Here is a 22,776-nt window from a genome sequence, read left to right as displayed (position 1 = left end):
GGGGGGGGATCGCTTGCGAGTATGCGACCTAGTATCTGCTACCGATTTGCTGCGGTCCGGGCCACGATGGCGATTGCGAATCTGAGACCAAAGTGTCTCGACCAAATCTACCTGCTTTGTCGCAAGGCACACCTGCTTGCTGGCTGGGGGCAGGCTATGCGCTAATGGTCTCGCCTACGTGTCAGTACCCTGTAGTTGGATAGTCGCTACTCCCCATTTGCTGGACGGCGTTCCAGTGTGATCGGTAGGCCTAAGCAACCGAAGCTCGTCATCTGCGAGTATGTTACTTGCCAACTCCAGCATACGACGATTCGGACGAAAGTAAGTCTTTGCGTCTAGAAGACGTGCAAACAGGTCTCGTCTACCAATTGCAGCAGCTGCAATGAGCGCTGCCGATGGTGAGCGGGATGCGCCTGCGCGGCAATGAATCAGCATGGAGCTATGGCCACCCCACTCCTTGGCGAAATCGATTAGAGATCGAATTTGCTGTGGAGTAGGGCCGGCTGCATACCTTGTTGACAGGTAGGTGTCATCGAAGCTGAGCCGCAACACCTTCGGATCTTCCAAGAGAGGCCATGGCAGGCGATCGGTGCTGCCTAAGATTGAGATCACATGAGTGGGATTGTATTTGGACACCGCCAGCTTGACCCACTGATAGGGCGAAATGACGATAGCCGGGGAAAACTTGGGTGCGCTCCAGGGGGTGTTCATTAGTGCGCCCGCCGGAGTTGAGCGTCGCCACCCCAAGACTCGATTTCGCATAGATAATCGGACGGGAACTCCCAGCGGCCGGCGGCTCGCAAGATGAACTCGAGCGCCCGCTTCTCAAGATATCCTGTTCCCTGGTCCCTAGTTGCCAAGAACTCTGAAATGCAGAGCTGGCCCTGCAACGTGCGGGCAAACGCACCAATACGATCATAGAGGCGCGGGACCGATAGGCGTAAGTCTAGCGCATACACGCTAACGTCAGGTACCTGCCAAATGACACCATACGTCCGGTGCCCGGCTCTGGGCCGCAGCGTGAGGCATCCTTGTGCATCGACGGCAAAGCGTCGATTATCATAGTAGGCGATGCCGACAAAACTGGCGTTTGGGCAGAATGAACGAACAATTCGTTCGTTCAGAAAAAACCCGTAGGCGAAAAGATGCCGATGCCCCAAATTGGGTTTCACAAGCACCTTGGATATTGCAACCGCATCCTCCAATCCCGCCTCCAAACTCTTCGAAATAGCGGAATCTCTGAAAACGACGCGTCCAGATCACCAAAAGGCCGGAGCGCGGGGTAGAAAAGATACCCACTTCCAATCCTCTCGGGGACGCCATCCTCTCGTATCTCCATGTCAGGCAAGGAGAAGCAGCCAGCCTGCCGCGATCAGCATGCTGATCAGCGACACCGGCACGCCGGCGCGGGAGAACTCCGCCAGGGAGACCGGCGCGCCGCGCTTGGCCGCCTGCTCCACGACGATGATCCCCGCCAGGCTGCCGAACACCACGACGTTGCTCGCCAGCGCGGTGCCCAGCGCCATCGCGGCACCGGTCTGCTCGGGGTTGCCGCCCTGGATGTAGGGCATGAGGAGCAGGACCGCGGGATTGTTGCCGACGATGTCGCTCACCACCCCGCTCCCGACCAGCAGGGCCACCGGGTGCCTGAGGTCGAGACCCCATTGCGTGAGGTCGGCGATCATCCGCTGCGGAATGCCGGTGCCGGCGAACGCGGCATTGACCACGAACAGCCCGCCCAGAAGGATGAACAGGTCGCCGTCGACATGCTTCATGACGTCGGCCGAGGCGATGCGGCGGTTCAGCAGCAGGACCGCACCGGCGGCGAGCGCGATCAGCTCGCGCGGCCAGTCGGTCAGGCAGAAGGCGGCCACGACCAGCGCGGTCACGATGGCGGCCTTGGCGATCTCGATCCGGTCGAGCGGCGGCTCTGTGGGCACCTGCGGCGGCTGAGCGGCGACAGGCGCGGCAGCGGCCTGCGCGAGCGTCCAGCGTCCGCGGTACAGCGCCACGAGCACGCCCCAGATCGCGACCAGCGACAGGAGCGACGGCAGCAGGGCCGCGCGCATCAGCCCGATGAAGCTGAGGTCCAGCCCCTGGGCGATGATCATGTTCTGCGGGCTGCCGATGATGGTGCCGGCCGATCCCGCATTGGCTGCGAATGCGAAGCCGAGCAGGAAAGGCGTGGTGTTGAGGCCGCGTGCCAGGCAGAGCTGCACCAGCAGCGGGACCATGGCGACCACGACGACGTCGTTGGTCAGGATCGAGGACAGCACGCCCGAGGTGGCGATCATCACGGCGAGCAGCTTCGCCGGCCCGACCTCGAGCGCGGTGGCGCGGGCGGCGAGCCAGCCATAGAAGCCGGAGACGGAGAATGCGCCTGACACGATCATCAGGCCGAACAGCAGCGCCATGGTCGGAAAGCTGACCGACGCCCAGGCGGCGTCCACGCCGATCTTCCCGAACACCAGCATCGCGATGGCGCCGAGCAGGGCCGCGCCCGTGCGGTCGACGCGAAAGCCCGGGAGTCGCCCCAGCGCCATCGCGACGTAGGTCGCGAGGAAGATCGCGACGGTCAGGGCCATGTTGCCGGCGGTTCGTTCAGGTCGGCTCTCATTCCTTCGATGCCTTGTGGTAGGCCTTGCGGATCTGGTCGAGGTCGACGGTGGGCTTCGGCATCTGCAGTTTCATCCCTTCCATTGCCTCGCAGATGATCTGCGAGACCGCGAGATTGCGGAACCACTTGTGGTTTGACGGGATGACGTACCACGGCGCCCTGTCCGTCGAGCAGCGCTCCAGCATATCCTCATAGGCCTTGACGTAGTCGTCCCAGTATTCGCGTTCCTTGTAGTCGCTGTCGCTGATCTTCCAGCGGCGCGCCGGATCGTCCAGCCGCTGCTTGAAGCGTTCGAGCTGCTCTTCCTTCGATATCCAGAGGAAGAACTTCAGGATCGTCGTGCCGCTGTCGGCCAGCAGCTTCTCGAAGGCGTTGATGTGGTCGTAGCGGAGAGACCATGTCTCCTTCGGTGCGAGGTCGTGCACGCGCACCACCAGCACGTCCTCGTAGTGCGAGCGGTTGAAGATCGCCACCTGGCCGAGTTCCGGCGCATGCCGGTGGACGCGCCACAGGAAGTCGTGGCCGCGTTCCTCGGCCGTGGGCTGCTTGAAGCCCGTGACGGCGCAGCCTTGGGGGTTCATGGCGCCGATGACGTGCCGGCATACCCCATCCTTGCCCGCAGCATCGATGCCCTGAAGCACGATGAGCAGGGAATGGGCGCGCTCGGCATAGAGCGTGTATTGCAGCCTCCCGAGCTTCTCGAGATAGGCGGCGGTCTCCGGCGCCGCCGCATCGCTGGATTCGTGCCTGCCGTGGAAGCCGGGATCGATGTCCTTGAGTTTGACCTTGTGTCCCGGCGCCACGATCAGCTCGCGTGCGTAGTTCATCGCGGCTCTCCCTTTCAACTCATGGGTTTCGGGCGCAGGGGCACGTGGCTCTGCAGCGATTGCGTCACGATCGACGCACTGCGCAGGCGCCCCGCCGTGCGATTGTCGATCGTCCGCTCCGTCGCGAGGCGCACGGCACCGAGCACGACCATCCAGGTGAGATTGTAGGCCCATACCGCCGCGATCGTCCCCCAGGAGATCGCCGGCACCAGCCAGCCGAAGCCGCACATCAGGGCGGCCACGACCTGCGTGGCCGCAATGGCCGCGAACAGCGGCGCCGCCGGGAAGGGCGGCAGGAAGAACCAGCGTTCCGTGCGGGTGACGAACAGCAGGAGATGCCCGCCGACCACGAGCTGCAGGAACACCGCGGTCTGCAGATGGGCGCGGTCGTCGAGTGCGAACCAGGCGTTCCATGCCGGGTTGGACAGCACCTCCATGCCGATCAGCAGCAGGCCGAAGGCCTGGGCCACGGAGAACAGGCCTAGCACCGCAGACACCGAAAGCAGGCGCGTCATCCGCCACCGGATCGGACGCTCGGACACCGGCGTGTTGTCGTAGGCGATGGTCATGATCGGAATATCGTCGAGCAGCGACATGATGACGATCATGACGGCCGTCAGCGGCTGGAAGCCCAGCGTGATGGACGACAGCACCACCAGGAACATGATCGTCATGGTGAGCGCGACGCGGTAGATCGTGTAGCTGGTGATGCGGCCGAAGATGCGACGCGCCTCGTCGATGGCGCTGTTGATCACCGAAAGACCCGGCGAGGTCAGGATCAGCGCGGCCGCACCGCGGGCGGCGTCGGTGGCGCCGGAGACCGCGGTGCCGCAGTCGGCCTGCTTCAGGGCCGGCGCGTCGTTCACGCCGTCGCCGGTCATCGCCACCAGGTGGCCGCGGCCCTGCAGGGCCTTGACGATGGCGTACTTGTGCTCCGGGAAGACCCTCGCGAACCCGTCCGCCGCCTCGATCGCATCGACGATGTGCGGCGGCACGTTGTTGGGGTCCATGTCCTTCGGGAAGGCGTCGGCCGCGGCGATGATGTTGGTGCCGAGCCCGAGCTGCCGCGCGGTCTCGCGGGCGATCGCGGTATCGTCGCCGGTGATCATCTTGACGGTCACGCCCTTGGCGCGCGCGAGGTCGATGGTCGTCTTCGAATCGTCGCGCGGCGGATCGAACATCGGCAGGATGCCGAGCAGCTGCCAAGTCGCCCCGGCGTCGTCCGAGCGGGCCACGCCCAGCGCACGGTAGCCCCGCGCGCCCAGCGCCTCGACCGTCTCGTGCACGGTTGCGACGGCCTTTTCGTCGGCCTTGACGAGATCGGCGATCACCTGCGGCGCTCCCTTGGAGACGACGATCTCGCGTCCATCGGGCGCCGTCGCCTGCGCCGAGGTGCGCTTGGTCACGGGATCGAAGGGCGTGAAGCCGGTCTGCTTCCAGGCCTTCAGGGACCCCGGATCCGCCAGTGCCTCGATCACGGCCGTGTCGATGGCGTCGCGGTCCTCGGCCTTCGAGGCCAGCGCGCCGGCGAGCACGACCTCCTGCCCGTCCCGCGCGGCGAACAGGATCGGGTCGCCGAGCTTGAGCTGGTTCTTGGTGAGCGTGCCGGTCTTGTCGGAGCAGAGGATGTCCACCCCGGCCATCTCCTCGATCGCCTCCAGCCGCGACACGATCGCCTTCTGGCGCGACAGCGCGAGCGCCCCCAGGGCCATGGTGACGGAGAAGACCGCGGGCATCGCGACCGGGATGGAGGCCACCAGCAGGACGAGCACGAACTGCAGGATGCGGAGCGCATCGCCGGTGCTCCAGGAGTCGACCACGACGATGTCGTGATAGACGCGAAAGGCGACCATCACGGCGGCCAGCACCAGCGCCAGCACGATCAGGAAGTTGCCGATCTGGAACATGGCCTTCTGCGCGTGGCTCGCCGCGCCGGCGCCGGCCACCAGCTTGGCGGTGCGGCCGAAGAAGGTGTGGGAGCCGGTGGCGATGACCACGCCCTCCATCTCGCCCTGCTTCACGACGCTGCCCGAATAGGCTTCGTCGCCGATCTTCCTGGCCACAGGCAGCGATTCGCCGGTGAGGGCGGACTGGTCGATCGCCGCGTAGTCACCGCCGACGAGGCGCAGGTCGGCGGGCACGATCTCGCCCAGGCGGATCTTCACGATGTCGCCCGGCACCAATGTCGAGGCGGCGATGTGGCCCCACGTTCCGTCGCGTCGCGCCGTGGCCATCGGCGCCAGTCCCTTCCTGAGGGCCGCCAGCGCGTTCGAGGCCTTCAGGTCCTGCCACAGGTCGAGGGCGGCGTTGAACAGCAGCAGCGCGGCGATGATGGCGAAGTCTTCCCAGTGGCCGAGGAACGCCGAAATGGCCGCCGCCGCTTCGATGAGATAGGCGATCGGTCCCATGAAGCAGCCCAGGACCTTCGCCGCGAGGCTCTTCTCCTTCTCGACGATGGCGTTGGGACCGTACTGGCCGAGGCGACGGTCGGCCTCCGCTGCCGACAGACCTGTCCCGGGAACCGTGTCCAGGGCGGCGAGCACGCGCTCGATGGGAACCTTCTCGAGATCGGCCACGGCCGCGGCGTCCTTGCCGGGCTGGCCGGTCGTTGCGGCTGTGTCCATGGCGGTCGCCCCCCGCTGTCGCTGTCCGCCATCGCCGGCCGAGAGCGCGGGCGGCAATGGTCGTCCGATCTTACTTATTGGAATGGCGAGGGGTGACTATGATCTGGATCAAGGAACCGGCGGCTCATTTCCCGCCGCCCGGGAGCATGCGCGCAAGCGTGCGGTCGTGCAGCACCCAATGGTGGATGAGAGCTGCGGCGGCATGCAGGGCGGCGAGGATCACCAGCGCGTTGGCCAGGACCTCGTGCACTTCCTTGATCAAGCGCGCGAACGCGCGGTCAGCGGTCCACGGCGAGGTGATTTCGGCAAAGCCGAACAAGGGCAGGGGCGCACCGCGTGCGAACTGTACCGCGATGCCGATCACCAGCACCGCCAGCAGCAGCCCATACAGCGTGTAGTGCGCAAGCCGGCTGGCGCGATCGCCCCATGGGCCGAGTCTGGTGGGTTCGGGGGGGAGTGGCGGCGGATCGATCGCGCGCCACGGCATGCGCAGGGCGAGCACCATCAGGATCACGAGCCCGGCGGCGATGTGGATGGCCAGCCCGATCGCGCGGGGTTCGCCTTTCGGCACGGCGTCCCCGAACGTGCCCACCAACCAGGCGATCAGTACAAGGAGGACCGTGATCCAATGAAGGGACCGGGAAACGACGCCGTAGCCGCTGGCCGAATTGCGCAATTGCATTGAGGGCCTCCTTCGGAGTCTTCGATGCGGCTGGATGTCATTGATTTGAGTCAAGGTCGGATCGATGCGCGCGAGCGTGGGTGCCGTGTCGACACCGGCCGGCTCTTGATTTGTCTCAATGCCCGTCGTTCGCTGCTCGTTAGAGTGACTCTCGCAACTGCAGGAGGCGGTGGATGGAGATGGTGCGAAAAGACGAAAGCGCTTCCGTCGCCACCACGCCGGCCGAGCGCGATTCCTATGTCGTCACGGCCCTGTCGGATATCACCGATCGCGCGCTCCATGCGGGGATGGCGCGGTTCACCATGGGCCTTTCGCCAGCGGCGATCGCGGCGGCCTATCTCGACTGGCTGGCGCATCTGATGGCGGCGCCCGGCAAGCGCCTGCAGCTGATCGACAAGATGGCGCGCAAGTCGATGCGCTTCGCCGACTTCGCCGGGCAACAGGTGCAACGCCCCGGCAAGGCTCCCCTGGCGATCGAGCCGCTGCCCCAGGACCGGCGCTTTGCCGGAGCGGCCTGGCAGCACCCGCCCTTCAATCTCTTCTACCAGGGGTTCCTGCTGCAGCAGCAATGGTGGCACAATGCGACGTCCGACGTCCGCGGCGTGACGCGTCATCACGAGGACATCGTCAGGTTCGCGTGCCGGCAGATGCTCGACGTCTTCGCGCCGTCGAATTTCCTGCCGACGAACCCCGAACTCCAGCAGCGCACCCTCGAGACCGGCGGGCAGAACTTCGTCGCCGGACTGCAGCACCTGTTCGAAGATTGGCAGCGAGCCGTCAGCGGCAAGAAGCCGGTGGCCGCCGAAGCCTACCAGGTCGGGCGCACCGTCGCGGCGACTCCGGGCAAGGTGGTCTATCGCAACCGGCTCATCGAATTGCTGCAATACGAGCCCGCGACCCGCCAAGTCCATGCCGAGCCGGTGCTGATCGTGCCGGCATGGATCATGAAGTACTACATTCTCGACCTGTCGGCGCAGAACTCGCTGGTTAGATACCTGACGGCGCAGGGTTTCACCGTGTTCATGATCTCGTGGAAGAACCCGTCCGCCGAGGACCGTGACCTGGGCCTGGACGACTATCGTCGCCTCGGTGTCATGGCCGCTCTCGATGCCATTGCAAACATCGTCCCCGGGCGTCAGGTGCATGCGCTGGGCTACTGCCTGGGCGGCACGCTGCTGGCGATCGCCGCCGCCGCGATGGCACGGGACGGTGACTCACGGCTCAAGTCGATGGTGCTGATGGCGGCGCAGACCGATTTCAGCGAAGCCGGCGAGCTCATGCTGTTCATCGACGACAGCCAGATCGCGTTCCTCGAGGACATGATGTGGGAGCAGGGGTTCCTGGATGCCAAGCAGATGGCGGGCGCCTTCCAGTTGCTGCGCTCCAACGATCTGATCTGGTCCGTGGTCCTGCACCGCTACCTGATGGGAACACGGGAGCCGATGAGCGACCTCATGGCCTGGAACGCCGATTCCACACGTCTGCCCTATCGAATGCATTCGGAATATCTGCGCGGCCTGTTCCTCGGCAACGACCTGGCGGAGGGACGCTACCAGGTCGAGGGCCGGCCGATCGCCCTGACCGACATCCGCGTTCCGATCTTCGCCGTCGGAACCACATGGGATCACGTGGCGCCCTGGCGGTCGACCTACAAGATCCATCTACTGGCGGACACCGAGGTCACCTACGTTCTGACGAATGGCGGGCACAATGCCGGCATCGTGTCGGAACCGGGCCGCGACGGCCGCCATCACCAGGTCATGACCAAGAAGGCCGAGGATCGCTATGTCGATCCCGATACCTGGCTGGCCATCGCGCCGCAGCAGGAGGGCTCGTGGTGGCCCACGCTCGCCGCATGGCTCACGTCGCGTTCGGAGGGCGGTCATCTCCCGCCGCAGATGGGCAATCCAGCCGCCGGCCTGACGCCGCTTTGCGATGCGCCGGGCACCTATGTGCTTCAGGAGTGATGTTGCCCGAGTGCAACGTCAGCGCCAGAACAGCGCCAGCAGGATGATGATCGGAATCGGAACGCCGATCAGCCAGAGCAGAATTGAACGGCCCATGGGAATCTCCTTTGTGTCAAGGCGATTGCAAACGGGGCGCTGGTCTTGAAGGTTGCGTCGGTCCGTGCAACTTGGATGATGCAGATGCGTTCACGCAAGGCTGACTGGAGTAGCGTTCCTTGGCTCTTCTCGACGGCCGCACGATCCTCATCGTGGAGAACGATCCGGCCATTGCGCTGGATCTGAAGGCGAGCCTCTTCGCGGCGGGGGCCACTCCGGTCGGACCGGCCAACAGCGTCGAGGGCGCCTTCGCGTTGATCGCCGATCATGCGATCGACGCCGCCATCCTCGACATCCGCCTCCACAAGGACGAGCTGGTATTTCCGGTCGCCGACACATTGCAGGCGTTGCGCGTGCCTTATGTCTTCGCCAGCGGCCGGTCGACCGCCCTGATGCCGTTGCGCCATGGCGACAAGCCGTTCTTCGACAAGCCGTTCCGCCCCGAGCAGATCATCGAAGCACTGGCGAAAATGCTGGCCGAACAGAGCACCGACTAGAGTCTTTCCGATCGAAGCAGAGTCATCTTCCCCCCCCATTCAAATGGGGAGGTGGCGGCGTAATCGCCGACGAAGGGGCCATAGGCTTCCTTTGGCCGTTCCTCCTTCAGCTCTTCCGGACATGGCCAAGGCAATGTCCTGCCGCTTCCCGGGCTGAGCTTCGCTCAGCCCATGACCCCATCGCCCCGTATGACGGGGCACTTCCCCATTTGAATGGGGAAGCAATTGAGGCGCGATGGCTCAATGTATGTCGGAAGGACGCTGGAGCGTTTCGAAGCTCGAGCGAATCGAATCGGATTGCGGAGAGAATGCCCCGGTCGAAGTCGCCCCGAAGACGTGACCGATTCCGCTCTGGATGAGCTTCCCGTCGCGTCGTTCGACCAGCAAGGCATCGAGGCCGTACCTCTCCGCAAGTGCCTTGCCGTCTGTCGGCCCGAGCACCAAGAGCGCGGTCGACCATGCGTCGGCATCCATGCAACTCGACGCAACGACCGAAACCGAAGCGACAGCATTGTCGACCGGACCGCCCCGCGATCGGTCCATCGTGTGGGACAGCCGCGTTCCTCCGACTTCGATCCAGTGACGGTAATCGCCCGAGGTGGCGACGGCGGCATCGCGCAACTCGATCATGCCGAGCGGACTGCGAAGCTCGTAGTCCGGCTTCTCCACGGCGATGCGCCACGGCGTTCCGTCCGGCTTCGTGCCGCTTGCCGCGAGTTCACCATCCAGTGCGACCAGCACGTCGGAGATGCCAAACGCCTTCACGGTGCGCATCATCTCATCCACGGCAAATCCCTTGGCGATACCCGAAAGGTCGAGGTCGAATGGCGCGTGCTTGCGAACCCGTGCGCCCGGCGCATCCAACTCCAGCACCGTATGGGTCGGCGGCAGCCGTTGGTGAAGGGCGGCCCGGATCGCGTCCCGGTCGGGCACCGTGCCGGCGCCTCCGAAGCCCCAGGCATTGACCAGGCGCCCTACACCGATGTCGAACGCGCCTCCGGACAGGCGCCCGATCTCCAGCCCTTTGGCCAGGACCTGCATGAGTTCCCCTGGCAACGACACCCAGGTACCGGGAGAGGCGGCATTGAGGCGCATCAGGTCGCTGTCCGGCTTCCAGGTGGACATCTGGCGGTCGACGCGATCGACGGCGTTCGCCAGGGCGATGTCCAGAGCGGGTATGTCGGTCGCGGGTGAGGCGTGGAGGAGCGCCGACCACCGCGTTCCCATGGTTGCGCCGTTCAAGGCGTGGCGACGAAGGCTAGTAGACATCTTCGAGGTATCTCCCGTCGCGCTTGAGAAGGGCGGGCGTGAGGCCGGCGGGAACGAGCAGTTCGTCCAGCGTTTCCTTCACGCCGGCAGCCATCTCGCGTCCGCCGCAAACCAGGACCTGGGCGCCTGCGCCGATGAGGGTGCGCAAGCGCTCGGCATCCGCGCGGAGGCGATCCTGCACATAGCCGCCACCGCTCACGCGCGAGAACACGGTCGACAGGCTCGTCAGCCGCCGGTCGTCCAGCCACCCCTGGATCTCGCGCCGGTAGAGGAAGTCCGATTCCGGATCGCGCCCGCCGAAATAGAGGTGCAGGGGCCGTCGTCCGCGATTGGCCCGAATGAATCCCGCCAGGGGCCCAATACCCGTGCCCGCGCCGATCAGGATGACAGGCTTGCGGCCCGGCGCCGGATGGAAGGACGGGTTGGGCTTCACGAAAGCCTCGATGAGGTCGCCCGGGCGCAAGCCATGGAGCAGGCCCGAGCAGAGGCCGCCGGGATGTTTGCGCACGCAGATCTCGACGAAGCCATCGTGGGTCGAGCTGGCCAGGGAATAGTAACGCGGCAGGGTGTCGCCCGGCGGTACGACAGCCAGCAGGTCGCCGGCCGAGAACAGCGGCCAGCCGAGGCCGGCAAGACGCGCGAGCGTGCTGCTTCGGGGCAAGGCGAAGCGCAGTACGCAGGTGGGCGCCTGTACCTCCGTGCCGTAGTCGATGCGCTCGACGAGCGTCAGCGCCTGGGTACGCGGCCGCTCCGGCACATGCGCCAGCACCAGGTCCTCGCCCAGGACGGCCGACAGGGACTTGCCCCAGCGCGCGAATTCCTGCGGGGACTGACGGTCGATCGTCTCCAGCGGGAGCAACGGCGTCCAGCCTCTGCGCGTCAATGCAGCATCCACATCGCGTGCAAACCGGCAGAACTGTGGGAACTGGCGATCGCCGAAGCCCAGGACGGCGAACGGGAAGGGCGGTGGCGCCCCGATCCCGTCGAGGCGTTCGAGGAATGCGCCCGCGCTCGCCGGGGCCCTGCCGTCGCCATGGGTTGCCGTCAGCAGGAACATGCGCTGCGCCGCCGGATAGGAGGACGCGACGCGGCCCATCGCGACGGTGTGGACCTTGTGGCCCTTGGCCGTCAGGGCCGCATGCAGCGTCCGGGCGAAACCCCAGGTGCTGCCTCCTTCGCTCCCGACCAGGATGACCGTATCGGCAGTCCTGGCGGGAACGTTGGCGGCGATGGGCGCGCGAGCACGCCGCCGCCTCCACCACAGGACGGTGCCGCTCACGCCGAGGGCCGGAACACCGAGGGCACTCAGCCCGAGCAGCACGCCGACCCACCACAATCCCCGGCCGGTATGCATCGTGTAGATGAATTCGTGGATCTGGCGGCCAAGCGTGTGATCCTGCCAGGCCAGCAACGCGCCGCTCGTCGGGTCGATGCAGCCCTCGCCGTCAGCGGTCGTCAGACGGAAGAGATCGGTCGGATCGGCCGGGTTGGGAAACGTCAGTTCGCGAAGCTGGCTGAGATCGATACCGCGCAGCGCATCGATCTCAGCCAGCGGCAGAGCGGGACCGCCCGGCGCCATCGTCGGGAAGGTGGGCGAGGCGGGCGGCGGCGACCGGCCGTCCGGGATCAACCCGAACGTCGTCAATGACAGGAAGAGCGCGGTCAGCGTCGACACGATGAGCCCGGGCGTCGCCAGCCGGCCCAGGTCGGCATGCAGCCGCTCCATGACGCCGCCGCGCGAACGATCGAGAAGGCGCGCCCATCCGCCCATTCGCCGGGCCGTCATCTGCAGGCCGGACAGCGTCAGGACGAGCAATGCCAGCGCGGCCGCGCCGGCGGCGATGCGCCCTCCGTCGCCCAGAAAGAAGGACCGGTGAAGATTGGTCATCCAGCGCTCGAACGCCGAAGGCGCGTAGGTCGAAACCGGTTCGCCACTGGAAGGATCGACGACGGTCGCCGCCGGCCCGTCGGTCCCGGCATGGAACGCAACGACCTTGCCCGAGGGCAGCCGCTTGATCTGCTCCACGCCGGGCAGGGCGCCGGCGGTCCGCGCGGCCAGCTCGGCGACACTGATGCCGTCTGCAGGAGGCGAAACCACTCCGGCACGGTCCAGGGCGGGCATCACCGACAGCACCGAGCCGCTGACGACGAGTGCCATCAGCGGAACGATGACGGAGAGAGCGAGAACCTTGTGAAGCCAGCGCAGCATGACATGCCTCCCGAGCGGCGTGGGCCTACAGGCCGTAGGTGAAGGTCTGGATGTAGCTGCGGCCCGCCACCGGTCGGCCCGCGCCGGCGGCGGTCAATGGAACGACCACTTCGGACGGGCTGTCGCGCATGTCCTCGGCCGCGACGTCGATGTGCAGCTTGTAGCCGGCATCGAACAGCGCATCGGCCAGGTCGACGGCGACCTTCAGCGTGCGGCCGGCACCGACGCTCGCGCCGGTGATGCCGTTGATCCCGGCGACGTTGCCGCGGGATGCGCGATCCCAGCCGCTCAGGTGGCTGTAATACTTCGACTTGGGGCCGGCCACCCACAACGTGCCCTTGTAGGCTCCCGACGCGTCGGTCACGTAGAGCGCGAGATAGGCGCCGTTGCCGCCATAGTTCTTGAGCGTGGTGGTCAGCGTGACGGGCCGCGCCATCGCCAATCCCGGGACGGTCAGGGCGGTCGTCAGGGCGAGGCCGGCAAGAAGTGTCTTCATTCGCATCGTCTCATCTCCAGCGGATCGTGTTGGCGAGCCCACACTGGAGGCAAAGACTGACGCATTGCTGAAGCGCGACGGGACTCTGCTTCAGGTCGCCGTCAGGTTGGAGAATGCAGAACGACCGAATTCAAACGAGGCGTCCTCTACTGAATCTCCGCCTTGGGGGGCGTCGTTCCCTTCAGGAGCTCGTTGGCGGGGGGCGCCGGCGTGCCCGGGAGGGGGTGTTCCGGAACGGCGCTGCGCCGTCCGTCGTCGCCATCGCCGCGTCCGTTCCTGTGCTTCATCCGGACGATGGCGAGCGACCCGGGATCGACCTTCACTGCGATCTCGCGGCCTTCCGCATCAGTTCCCCTGATTTGATAGCAGCCGTCATCGACCTTGAGTCGCCGCACCGTCCAACCCTGGGCCTTCGCCATTTGTTCGACGGCTTCGCGCGGCTGCCACTGGGCCATGGGGACCTTGCAGTCGTCCTCCCTGGCCAGCACCGCCGACGACACCAGCGCGCTCGAAAGAATGGCGGCGATCAATACCGTCCTTTTCACGTTCCGTACTCCCGCCGGTGGTCTCGATGCCTTCTCTTGAGCCGGCTTCCTGACGACAAGCTGAAGGCGCCCCCCGATTTGCTTCAGGTCAATGTCAGCTCGGCGCCTATAGTTCATCCGAGGTCCGGCGGGCGGATCGAGCAACTGACCGGATTGGACCATGCGGGTTCTGCTGATCGAGGACGATACGATTCTTGGCGCGGCCGTGAGCGATCAGATCGTCGCCGAGGGCCACTCGGTGGATTGGGTCACGCGGCTGGATGCGGCGCGGGACCATATCCGCAGCGCTGCCTACGATCTTCTTCTGCTCGACCTGATGCTGCCCGATGGCCGTGGCATTGGCCTGCTTCGCGACCTCCGCGCCAGGGGGAATGTCACGCCGGTCATCATCCTAACCGCGATGGATCAACTGTCCGATCGCGTAGAAGGGCTCAATGCCGGGGCCGACGACTACCTGGTCAAGCCCTTCGACCTTTCCGAGCTGTCGGCCCGGCTGAATGCCGTGGCGCGGCGCTATGCGGGAAACCCCAATCCTCTGGTCCGTATCGGGGACCTCGAGATGGACCTCGCCGCGCGCTCGATCCGCCGGGCGGGACGGACCATCGACCTGACGGCTCGCGAATGGGCGCTGTTCGAGGCCTTCGTGCAGCGCCCCGGCCAGATCCTGTCCAAGGTGCAACTGGAGGAGAGGCTGTATTCCTTCGGGGCGGAAGTGGAGAGCAACACGACCGAGGTGCACGTCAGTCGCCTGCGCAAGAAGCTCGGCCATGGCATCATCGAAACCGTACGCGGCGTCGGCTACCGGCTGGGACGTGCCACGTGACGGTGCCGCGCAGCCTGCAGTGGCGGATTTCGCTGTGGCTGGGGCTTGGCGTTGCGCTCTTGTGGGGCGTTGCCACCGTGGCGACGGCACAGAAAATTCGCCACGAGATGGACGAGGTCTTCGACAGCGCCCTCGAGGAGACCGCCCAGCGTCTTCTCCCGCTCGCCGTGCTCGATGTCCTGAACCGCGAAGAGGGCGACAAGTCCCAGCGTATCGTGACGCTGAGGGAGCACGACGAGTATTTCACCTACGCGGTACGCGATGCGCACGGCGGCATGCTGCTGCGCTCGCATCGCGCCGACGATTCGGTGTTTCCGCCCTTCTCGAAGATGGGGTTCGTCGATACGCCGACCCACAGGGTCTACTTCGACGCCGCGTTGCAAGGCACGATCACGATTGCCGTGGCCGAACCGCTCGCGCATCGGCGCGAAGTCGCGAACGAGGCTCTCCTGGGTCTCGCCTGGCCGCTGGCCCTGCTGATTCCCGCCAGCTTTCTCCTCGTCTGGGGCGTCGTTCGCGTCTCGATGGCGCCGATCCGGAACCTGCGGACCGGAATCGAGGCGCGCGGCAGTGGCGACCTCACACCCATTCCCGCTGCCGGCCTGCCGTCCGAGATCGGCCCGATCGCGGACGCCGTGAACCATCTCCTTCTCAGACTGGGCCGCGCCCTCGATGCCGAACGCAGTTTCACCGCCAATTCGGCGCACGAACTGCGCACGCCCGTTGCCGCCGCCCTGGCACAGACACAACGACTCATCGTCGAAACGAAGGACGCCGTTTCCCGGGAGCGGGCGGAGCAGATCGAGCGGGCGTTGCAGCGGCTTTCGCGGCTGTCGGAGAAGCTGATGCAACTGGCGAGGGCAGAGGGCGGCCACCTCAAGGGCGGGGAAACGACCGACATCGCAAGCGTCGCGAAGATGGTCGTCGACGAGATGGCGCGGAAGCCCGGGATGATCGAACGGATCACCCTGGATGTTCCCGAAGGACCGGTGCAGGCCGGCATCGATGCCGACGCCTTCGCCATCGTGTTGCGCAACCTCGTCGAGAACGGTCTCAAGCACGGCGCTCCCGACAGGCCCGTTGCCGTCGCTCTGTCCGGCGACGGCGTCCTGACCGTTTCTAATGAGGGGCCGCCCGTTCCGCCCGACCTGCTGTTGCGCCTGCTGCAGCCTTTCGAGCGCGGGCGCACCGCCGCCGAGGGTTCCGGTCTCGGCCTCACGATCGTCAACGCCATCGCCACCGGAACCGGCGGTCGGCTGGTCCTGACATCGCCGTTGCCGGGGCGGCAAAGCGGCTTCGAGGCGAGATTCGCGGCCCCGCCTCCTGGCGTGGAAGGGCTCACTGCCGGAAGAGCGAGAGCCGGATGACGATCCCGATCGAAGCGCCGGGAAGAATTAAGCGGACGACCGCGGCGCCACCTAGAACTTGCGGCGTAACGAGAAGAGATCGCCGTCCGGATCGTCGCGGCCGGCGATCGCTGCCGACAGGACCTGCGCCGACAGCATCGAGAAGGTGATGCCGTTCCCGCCGTAGCCGAGCGCGGCGAAGCAGTTCTTCATGCCGGGCACCGCACCGATCGACGGCGATCCGGTGGGCGAGGCGCCGAAGCTTCCGGTCCAGGCATAGTCGGCCTCCGGGCGCGCCCGTGGCAGCAGGCGCACGAGTTTTTCCTGGAGGGTCGCGATCTTCTGCGGGATCAACGCATCGCGCTTCTCTTCGTCGAGGAACGCCTCGTCCTCGCCGCCGCACAGGATGCGGCCCTGCGGTCCGACCCGCAGGTAGAGATAGGGATCGGAAGCCTCGCTGATCATCACCTCGTCCCGCCAGAGGGCCCGCGGTTGCGGCCGCGTCGCGAATGCCCAGGTCGAGGTCACGCGATGTCCTTTGTGCGGAACGCCCTTGGGCATCTCGTAGCCGGTGGCAAAGACGACGGCGCGGGCGCGTAGCGACGGACCGGCGGCGGTATGAACGACGGCGCCGGAGGCAAGCGGCTCGATTTCGGTCGCTTCCACCGGCGCATGCAGGCGCGCCTTGCGGGTGACGGCGTTCCGCAGGAAGCCCGAGGCGAGCTTGCGCGGATCGGCCGCCAGCCCGCCATGGCCGAGCAGCGCCGCGCGACCCTTGATGCCGTAGAGGCGATGGACCTCGCCGCGGTCCAGGTAGGAGACCTCGAAGCCGGCGCGCCGGCGCGCGGTCGCCTCGTGGCGCAATCCCTCGGCATCGAGCACATCGCCCTGCAGGTAGATCGAACTGCGGTGTGCACAGTCGGCGCCGAGGCCCAGGCGATGGAGTCGCTCGTCGAGCGCATCCAGCGCGAGCTTGGAGCGCCGCCACAGCCGCTCGGCGCGGATGAGGCCGATCCGCGTCGAGAGGCGGCTCAACGGAACATCGAGCTCGTATTGCAGCAACGCGGTGGACGCCATCGTCGAGCCGGTGAGAGGCGCGCGGCGGTCGATGATCACGACGTCGAGCCCGTCCTCCGTCAGCCGCTCGGCGATCATCGCACCGCTGATCCCGGCGCCGATGACGACGACGTCGCAGGCGAGATCGCGTCGCAGGGGGCGTGTCGTGGGTCGGGGAACCGGAATGTCCTGCCAGACAGTGCGTCCTGTCCGCAGGCTTCGATGATGCGTCGCACTCACCCGCGCCCAACGACATCGGTGGGCGAATCGTTGCAACGGGGCTCCGGAGCGTGCGTTGGCCGGCCAGTCCAATCCATCAGACAGGAGTCGACGATGCCCACCCCGAAGGAAATCGAAGAGAAGTTCTGGTCGGCGCTGCAGTCCGACATGACCATGATGCTGGGCCTCGATGGCGTCGAGGACGGCCATGCGCGCCCGATGACGGCGCAGATGGACGGCGAGCGGGAGGGTGATCGGGGACCCATCTGGTTTTTCACCAGCCGCGACAATGCCATCGTGCAGAAGCTGGGCGCCGGGCAGGGCAATCGCGCTATTGCGACCTTCACCTCGAAGGGCCACGACCTGTTCGCCACGGTTCATGGCGGGCTGTCGCTGGACAACAACCCGGCGACGATCGACCGGCTGTGGAACCGCTATGTCGCGGCCTGGTACGAGGGCGGCAAGGCCGATCCGAAGCTGGCGCTTCTCAGGCTCGATCCGGAGAAGGCCGAGATCTGGCTCGATGCGTCGAGCCTCGTCGCGGGAATCAAGATGCTGCTCGGCGTCGACCCCAAGCCCGACTACAAGGACAAGGTCGCTCGGGTGAGCCTGCGGGGGTGACCGATGCCAACGACCATCGATCGCGTCCCACACAACACGGTCCAGGCGGTCAACGACCGCATCGAGCGGGCGACCGGCGAACGCCTGCGCCGCTGCGTCGGCAACCCCCTGCAGATCGAGCGGCGGCTGCGCGAGCTCGACCGCGAATGGGACATCGAGCGCGTGCTGGAGACCAACGCGTCGGTGGTTGCGTTCCTGGGGCTTGTGCTGGGGAGTGCCGTCAATCGCCGCTGGCTGTTCGTCCCCGCGGCCGTGACGGCATTCCTCTTCCAGCACGCCGTGCAGGGTTGGTGTCCGCCTCTGCCCATCCTGAGACGCATGGGCGTGCGGACATCGCGCGAGATCGAGATCGAACGGGTCGCCCTCAAGATCCTGCGCGGCGATTTCGACGCAAGGCCCGCGCCATCGGGCAGCCGCCGCCGTTCGGACGATGCGATCCGGATCGCCCGCGCCTGACGGCGCGGAGGATCGTCCTGTCGATCAGTCGCCCGCGGCCGGCACGCCTTCCGGCGGCGGCGCGCTGGGCGTCTGCGTCGGCTTCTTCTTTGCCTTGCGGCGCTCCTCGAAGCGCTGCAGCACCGTGAAGAACGACGGCACGAACAGCACCGCCAGGCAAGTCGAGGCGATCATGCCGCTGAACACGCAGAGGCCCAGGGAGACGCGCGAGTTCGCGCCCGCGCCGGTCGCCGTCACCAGCGGCACGACGCCCAGGATGAAGGCGAACGAGGTCATGAGGATGGGACGGAAGCGGGTACGGGCCGCCTCGATGGCCGATTCCATGATCTCCATCCCCTCGGCCCGCCGTTCGCGCGCCACCTCGACGATCAGGATGGCGTTCTTGGCGCCCAGCGCAATCAGCAGCATCAGGCCGATCTGGGTGTAGATGTTGTTGGCGAGGCCGACCGAGGTCAACGCGATGGCCGGGCCGCTGAGCGCCAGCGGCACCGCGAGGATGACGCCGAGCGGCGCGATCCAGCTCTCGTACTGGCCGGCGAGGCAGAGATAGACCAGCAGGATGGCCAGCGCGAAGACGTACATCAGCTGATTGCCGACGATGTTCTCCTGGTAGGCCATGCCGGTCCATTCGTAGCCGGTGCCCGGCGGCAGGATCGCCTTGGCGATCTGGTCCATCAGCTCGATGCCCTCGCCCGAGCTGAAGCCGGCCGCGGGCGAGCCCACGATCGCGGCGGACGGGTAGAGATTGTACAGGCTGATCAGCGGCGGGCCCAGCGCCGGCTTCAGCTCGGCGATGGCGCCGATCGGCACCATCTGGCCGTCGAGGTTCTTCACCTGGAGCCTCAGGATGTCCTCGGGCCGGGTCCGGTACTGGGAATCCGCCTGGATGTAGACCTGCAGGCTGAGGCCGAACTTGTTGAAGCGGTTGACGTACGCCGAGCCCATGTAGCTCGACAGGGTCGTGAAGACGTCGCCGACCGGGACGCGGAGCGACTCGGCTTTGACGCGGTCGACCTCGATTCGGACATGCGGTGCGCCGGAGCGGAACGAGGTGACGAGGTTGGAGAGCGCCGACTGCGTGCGGGCATTCTGGATCATCGTGTCCGTGATGGCCTGCAGCTTGGTGTAGTCGAAGCTGCCGTCCTTCTGCTCGACCTGCATCTGGAAGCCGCCGGCATTGCCGATACCCTGGATGGCGGGCGGTACGATGACGAAGGCGCGTCCGTCCTGCAGGACCTGCAGCTTCTCCATCAGGCCGAGCACGATCGAACGCAGGTCCTGGCCGGGCTGCTTCAGGCGCGTGTCCCAATCCTTGAGGATGACGTAGGACACGGCGGCGTTCGCCAGCGAGGAGTTGCTGTCGAGCACCGACATGCCGCCCAGCGCGACGACATTCTCGACGCCCGGCGCCGCCATGGCGATCTCGGCGACCTGGGTCAGCGTGGCGCCGGTACGCTCGAGCGACGCGCCATCCGGCAGCTGCACGCCGATCATGAGGTAGCCCTGGTCCTCGTTGGGGATGAAGGCCGTCGGCAGGCGCGCGACGCCCCAGCCGCCGATGCCGGCCGCGACCAGTGCCACCAGCACCATCAGCCCGGCCCGGTGGACCATGAAGCCGACCAGGCCCGCATAGGCGTCCTCGACCTTGCCGTAGACCTTGTTGAAGCCGCGGAAGAAGACGTTTCGCTTCTCCGGCGGCGTCGCAGCGCGCAGCCACATCGCGCACTGGGTGGGCTTCAGGGTGGCGGCGTTGATGGCGCTGATCAGTGCGGTGGCCGCGATGACCAGGGCGAACTGCGCGAACATCTGGCCGGTCAGGCCGGGCAGGAAGGCGGCCGGCAGGAACACCGACATCAGCACCAGGGTGATGCCGATGACGGGCCCGAACAGCTCGTCCATCGCCTTGATCGAGGCGTCGTGGGGTGTCAGGCCGCGTTCGATGTGATGGGCGACGCCCTCCACGATCACGATCGCGTCGTCGACCACGATGCCGATGGCCAGCACGATGCCGAACATGGTCGTGGTGTTGATGGTGAAGCCCAGGGCGGCCATCGCGGCGAAGGCGCCGATGATCGTGACGGGAATCGTGGTCGCAGGCACCAGCATCGCGCGCCAGTCCTGCAGGAAGATCACGATCACGATCAGGACCAGGATGCCGGCCTCGATCAGGGTCATGAAGACCTCGTGGATCGAGGCCGTCACGAAGCGCGTCGTATCGAACGGAACTTCGTAGGCCAGGCCGGGCGGGAACGCCTTGGACAGCTCCGCCATCTTGGCCTTCACGGCCTTGGCGACGTCGAGCGCGTTGGCGTCAGGCAGCTGGTAGATCGCGAGGCCCGAGTTGGGCTTGCCGTTGATGTGCGAGGTCTGGGAGTAGGTCTGGGCGCCGAGTTCGACACGGCCGATGTCGCGCACCCGCACGATGCGGCCGCCATTGCCCTGGTCGGCCTTGACGATGATGTTGCCGAACTCCTCGGGCGTGCTGAGGCGTCCGACGACGTCGATCGTGTACTGGAAATCCAGGCCCTTGGGTGCCGGCGGCTGGCCGACCTGGCCCGCCGTCACGTCCTGGCTCTGCTGCTGGATGACCTTGCTCACATCCGACGGGGTGAGGCCGAACGTGTAGAGCTTTTGCGGATCGAGCCAGACGCGCATCGAATACTGGCCGACGCCCAGCACGTTGACGTTGCCCACGCCGGGCAGGCGCGCGAGTTCGTTGACGAGATTGATGGTGGCGTAGTTGCTGAGATAGAGGCTGTCGTAACGCTGGTCGGGCGACGTCAGCGATATGATCTGCAGGATCGACGTCGACTTCTTCTGGACGACGAGGCCCTGGGCCTGCACCGGCATGGGCAGCGAGGCGAGCGCCGCACTGACCTGATTCTGCACCAGCACCTGCGCGAAATCGAGATCGGTGCCGATCTCGAACGTCACCGTGAGCGTGTAGGTGCCGGAGTCCGTGCTGTAGGACTGCATGTAGATCATCTTCTCGACGCCGTTGACCTGCAGCTCGACGGGCAGGGCGACATCGTTGACGACGACCGCGGCGCTGGCACCCGGATAGGTCGTGGTGACCTGGACCGTGGGTGGCACGACGTTGGGATACTGAGCGACCGGCAGGGTCGCGAGCGCCACGCCGCCGATCAGCACGATGATGATGGCGAGGACGTTGGCCAGGACCGGCCGGTTGATGAAGAACGCGGAGATCATGGCTGCGTTTCCCGGCCGGTCACTTCGGGGCGGCGGGAGTCGGCGCCGCGGGGGCGCTGTCGGTCGTGACCGGGATGGTCGTCACCTTGGGAACCACCTTGGCGCCGGGGATCGCGGCGCCGTTCAGGTTCAGCACCACCTGGTCGTCGGGCTGGAGCCCCGTCGAGATGACGCGCAGACCGTTGGCGAGAAGCTGGCCAGTGGTGACCCGGGTCTGGACGACGACATTGTCCTTGCCGACCGTCAGGAGATACTTGCCCGCCTGGTCCTCCGCGATCACCCGGTTGGGCACCAGCAGTGCGGCGGCAGGGCCCAGCCCCTGCGGGACCTTCACCCGGACGAAGAAGCCCGGAATGAGCGCCCGCGTCGGATTGCTGAACAGGCCGCGCACCAGGATCGTGCCGGTGGTCGCATCGATCTCGGGAGAGACGTAGTTCATGAATCCCTTGTGGGGGAATCCCTCCTCGTTCATCAGGCCGATCTCGAGCGGGATCTTGCTCAGTTCCTCGACGTCGATGCGACGGTTCTTCAGGTTCTGGCGGACCTGCAGCACGTCCTGTTCGCTCATGTTGAACGTGACGTACATCGGGTCGAGCTGCACGATCGTGGCCAGCTTGGTGGCTGTGGTCGCACCGACCAGCTCCCCGACCGAGACCAGATGCTTGCTGACGATGCCGTCGAACGGCGCAAGGACCGTGGTGTAGCCCAGGTTCGTCTGAGCGACCGTGAGGTTGCCCTCGGCATTCTCGACATTGGCCCGGGCGTTGTCGCGCTTGGCCTTGGCCTGATCGTAGGTGGCCTGAGCCGAGACGTTCTGGCGCAGCAGGGTCTCCTGGCGGGTGAACTCGGCCTCGGCCTGGGCCAGCGAGGCCTTGGCGCCGTCGAGCTGGGCCTCGGCCTCCTTGACCTTGGCCTTGTACATCGTCTGCTCGATGCCGAAGAGCTGGTCGCCCTTCTTCATCTCCGACCCGTCGACGTAGTTCTGCGAGGTGAGGAAGCCCTCGACGCGGGCCACGAGGTCGACGGTCGCAAAGGCCACCGTGTTGCCGGTCAGGACCTCGAAGGGCGCGACTTCCTGTTTGACCGGGACGCCGACACTGACTTCGGCCGGCGGCGGCGGCTGGAACTTGTTCTCGGGCTTGCAGCCGGCCAGCAGCGCAGCCAGCGTGACGGCCGCCATGACTGGCGCCAATACCCGAAGCGGTCTCGTGACTGC

17 protein-coding genes are annotated in these 22,776 nt (G+C 66.2%); 6 read left to right on the top strand and 11 right to left on the bottom strand.

Going from position 1 to position 22,776, the window contains the following annotated elements; translation table 11 throughout:
• Positions 1–1,340: 1,340 nt before the first annotated feature.
• The 4 genes from EPO41_RS23195 to EPO41_RS23180 form a co-directional block, all read right to left on the bottom strand.
• Positions 1,341–2,585, bottom strand: a complete 1,245-nt coding sequence (locus EPO41_RS23195; RefSeq protein ID WP_296330419.1) for an SLC13 family permease — start codon at positions 2,583–2,585, stop codon at positions 1,341–1,343.
• A 28-nt stretch (positions 2,586–2,613) separates the two neighbouring features.
• The gene (locus EPO41_RS23190; protein ID WP_296330416.1) at positions 2,614–3,444 is read right to left on the bottom strand and encodes a polyphosphate kinase 2 family protein; all 831 of its coding nucleotides are present in this window, start codon (positions 3,442–3,444) and stop codon (positions 2,614–2,616) included.
• 14 nt (positions 3,445–3,458) lie between these two features.
• Complete coding sequence (locus EPO41_RS23185) at positions 3,459–6,068, bottom strand: plasma-membrane proton-efflux P-type ATPase (protein ID WP_296330414.1); 2,610 nt, start codon at positions 6,066–6,068, stop codon at positions 3,459–3,461.
• A gap of 124 nt (positions 6,069–6,192) precedes the next feature.
• Complete coding sequence (locus EPO41_RS23180) at positions 6,193–6,750, bottom strand: cytochrome b/b6 domain-containing protein (protein WP_296330411.1); 558 nt, start codon at positions 6,748–6,750, stop codon at positions 6,193–6,195.
• A 179-nt stretch (positions 6,751–6,929) separates the two neighbouring features.
• On the opposite strand from EPO41_RS23180, the gene EPO41_RS23175 reads away from it, so the two are divergent.
• Both EPO41_RS23175 and EPO41_RS23170 read left to right on the top strand, forming a co-directional pair.
• On the top strand, positions 6,930–8,717 hold the full coding sequence (locus EPO41_RS23175) for an alpha/beta fold hydrolase (RefSeq protein WP_296330440.1): 1,788 nt from the start codon (positions 6,930–6,932) through the stop codon (positions 8,715–8,717).
• A 215-nt stretch (positions 8,718–8,932) separates the two neighbouring features.
• On the top strand, positions 8,933–9,310 hold the full coding sequence (locus EPO41_RS23170; RefSeq protein WP_296330408.1) for a response regulator: 378 nt from the start codon (positions 8,933–8,935) through the stop codon (positions 9,308–9,310).
• 240 nt (positions 9,311–9,550) lie between these two features.
• On the opposite strand, the gene EPO41_RS23165 is transcribed toward EPO41_RS23170, so the two are convergent.
• The 4 genes from EPO41_RS23165 to EPO41_RS23150 all read right to left on the bottom strand — a co-directional run bounded on the left by EPO41_RS23165 (position 9,551) and on the right by EPO41_RS23150 (position 13,814).
• Positions 9,551–10,579 (bottom strand): FAD:protein FMN transferase, encoded by a 1,029-nt coding sequence (locus EPO41_RS23165; protein WP_296330405.1) that lies wholly within the window; start codon positions 10,577–10,579, stop codon positions 9,551–9,553.
• Positions 10,569–12,788 carry a PepSY domain-containing protein gene (locus tag EPO41_RS23160; protein WP_296330402.1) on the bottom strand — a complete coding sequence of 740 codons (2,220 nt, stop codon included), beginning with the start codon at positions 12,786–12,788 and terminating at the stop codon, positions 10,569–10,571. The genes EPO41_RS23165 and EPO41_RS23160 overlap by 11 nt, the downstream gene beginning before the upstream one ends.
• 25 nt (positions 12,789–12,813) lie before the next feature.
• On the bottom strand, positions 12,814–13,284 hold the full coding sequence (locus tag EPO41_RS23155) for a DUF2271 domain-containing protein (protein ID WP_296330399.1): 471 nt from the start codon (positions 13,282–13,284) through the stop codon (positions 12,814–12,816).
• Positions 13,285–13,430: 146 nt separating this feature from the next.
• Positions 13,431–13,814: a PepSY domain-containing protein gene (locus EPO41_RS23150; RefSeq protein ID WP_296330397.1), complete on the bottom strand. Its 384-nt coding sequence runs from the start codon at positions 13,812–13,814 to the stop codon at positions 13,431–13,433.
• A gap of 175 nt (positions 13,815–13,989) precedes the next feature.
• Between EPO41_RS23150 and EPO41_RS23145 the strand changes: the two genes are divergently transcribed.
• Complete coding sequence (locus tag EPO41_RS23145; protein ID WP_296330395.1) at positions 13,990–14,652, top strand: response regulator transcription factor; 663 nt, start codon at positions 13,990–13,992, stop codon at positions 14,650–14,652.
• Positions 14,649–16,019, top strand: a complete 1,371-nt coding sequence (locus EPO41_RS23140; RefSeq protein WP_296330392.1) for an ATP-binding protein — start codon at positions 14,649–14,651, stop codon at positions 16,017–16,019. The genes EPO41_RS23145 and EPO41_RS23140 overlap by 4 nt, the downstream gene beginning before the upstream one ends.
• A gap of 51 nt (positions 16,020–16,070) precedes the next feature.
• On the opposite strand, the gene EPO41_RS23135 is transcribed toward EPO41_RS23140, so the two are convergent.
• Positions 16,071–17,294, bottom strand: a complete 1,224-nt coding sequence (locus tag EPO41_RS23135) for an FAD-binding oxidoreductase (RefSeq protein ID WP_296330387.1) — start codon at positions 17,292–17,294, stop codon at positions 16,071–16,073.
• A gap of 93 nt (positions 17,295–17,387) precedes the next feature.
• Here EPO41_RS23135 and EPO41_RS23130 point away from each other — a divergent pair, with 93 nt between their 5' ends.
• A complete protein-coding gene (locus tag EPO41_RS23130; RefSeq protein ID WP_296330384.1) occupies positions 17,388–17,894 on the top strand; it encodes a pyridoxamine 5'-phosphate oxidase family protein in 507 nt (168 codons plus the stop codon).
• A gap of 3 nt (positions 17,895–17,897) precedes the next feature.
• Positions 17,898–18,350 carry a hypothetical protein gene (locus EPO41_RS23125; RefSeq protein WP_296330379.1) on the top strand — a complete coding sequence of 151 codons (453 nt, stop codon included), beginning with the start codon at positions 17,898–17,900 and terminating at the stop codon, positions 18,348–18,350.
• A 24-nt stretch (positions 18,351–18,374) separates the two neighbouring features.
• On the opposite strand, the gene EPO41_RS23120 is transcribed toward EPO41_RS23125, so the two are convergent.
• Both EPO41_RS23120 and EPO41_RS23115 read right to left on the bottom strand, forming a co-directional pair.
• Positions 18,375–21,560, bottom strand: a complete 3,186-nt coding sequence (locus EPO41_RS23120; RefSeq protein WP_296330377.1) for a multidrug efflux RND transporter permease subunit — start codon at positions 21,558–21,560, stop codon at positions 18,375–18,377.
• A 19-nt stretch (positions 21,561–21,579) separates the two neighbouring features.
• Positions 21,580–22,740, bottom strand: coding sequence for an efflux RND transporter periplasmic adaptor subunit (locus EPO41_RS23115; protein ID WP_296330374.1), 1,161 nt, complete (start codon positions 22,738–22,740; stop codon positions 21,580–21,582).
• Positions 22,741–22,776: the final 36 nt, after the last annotated feature.

Origin of the sequence: Reyranella sp. (assembly GCF_004297265.1) — a bacterium.
GTDB lineage: Bacteria > Pseudomonadota > Alphaproteobacteria > Reyranellales > Reyranellaceae > Reyranella.
Note: the sequence above shows the minus strand (reverse complement) of the source record. Positions and strands in the feature narration are given on the sequence as shown.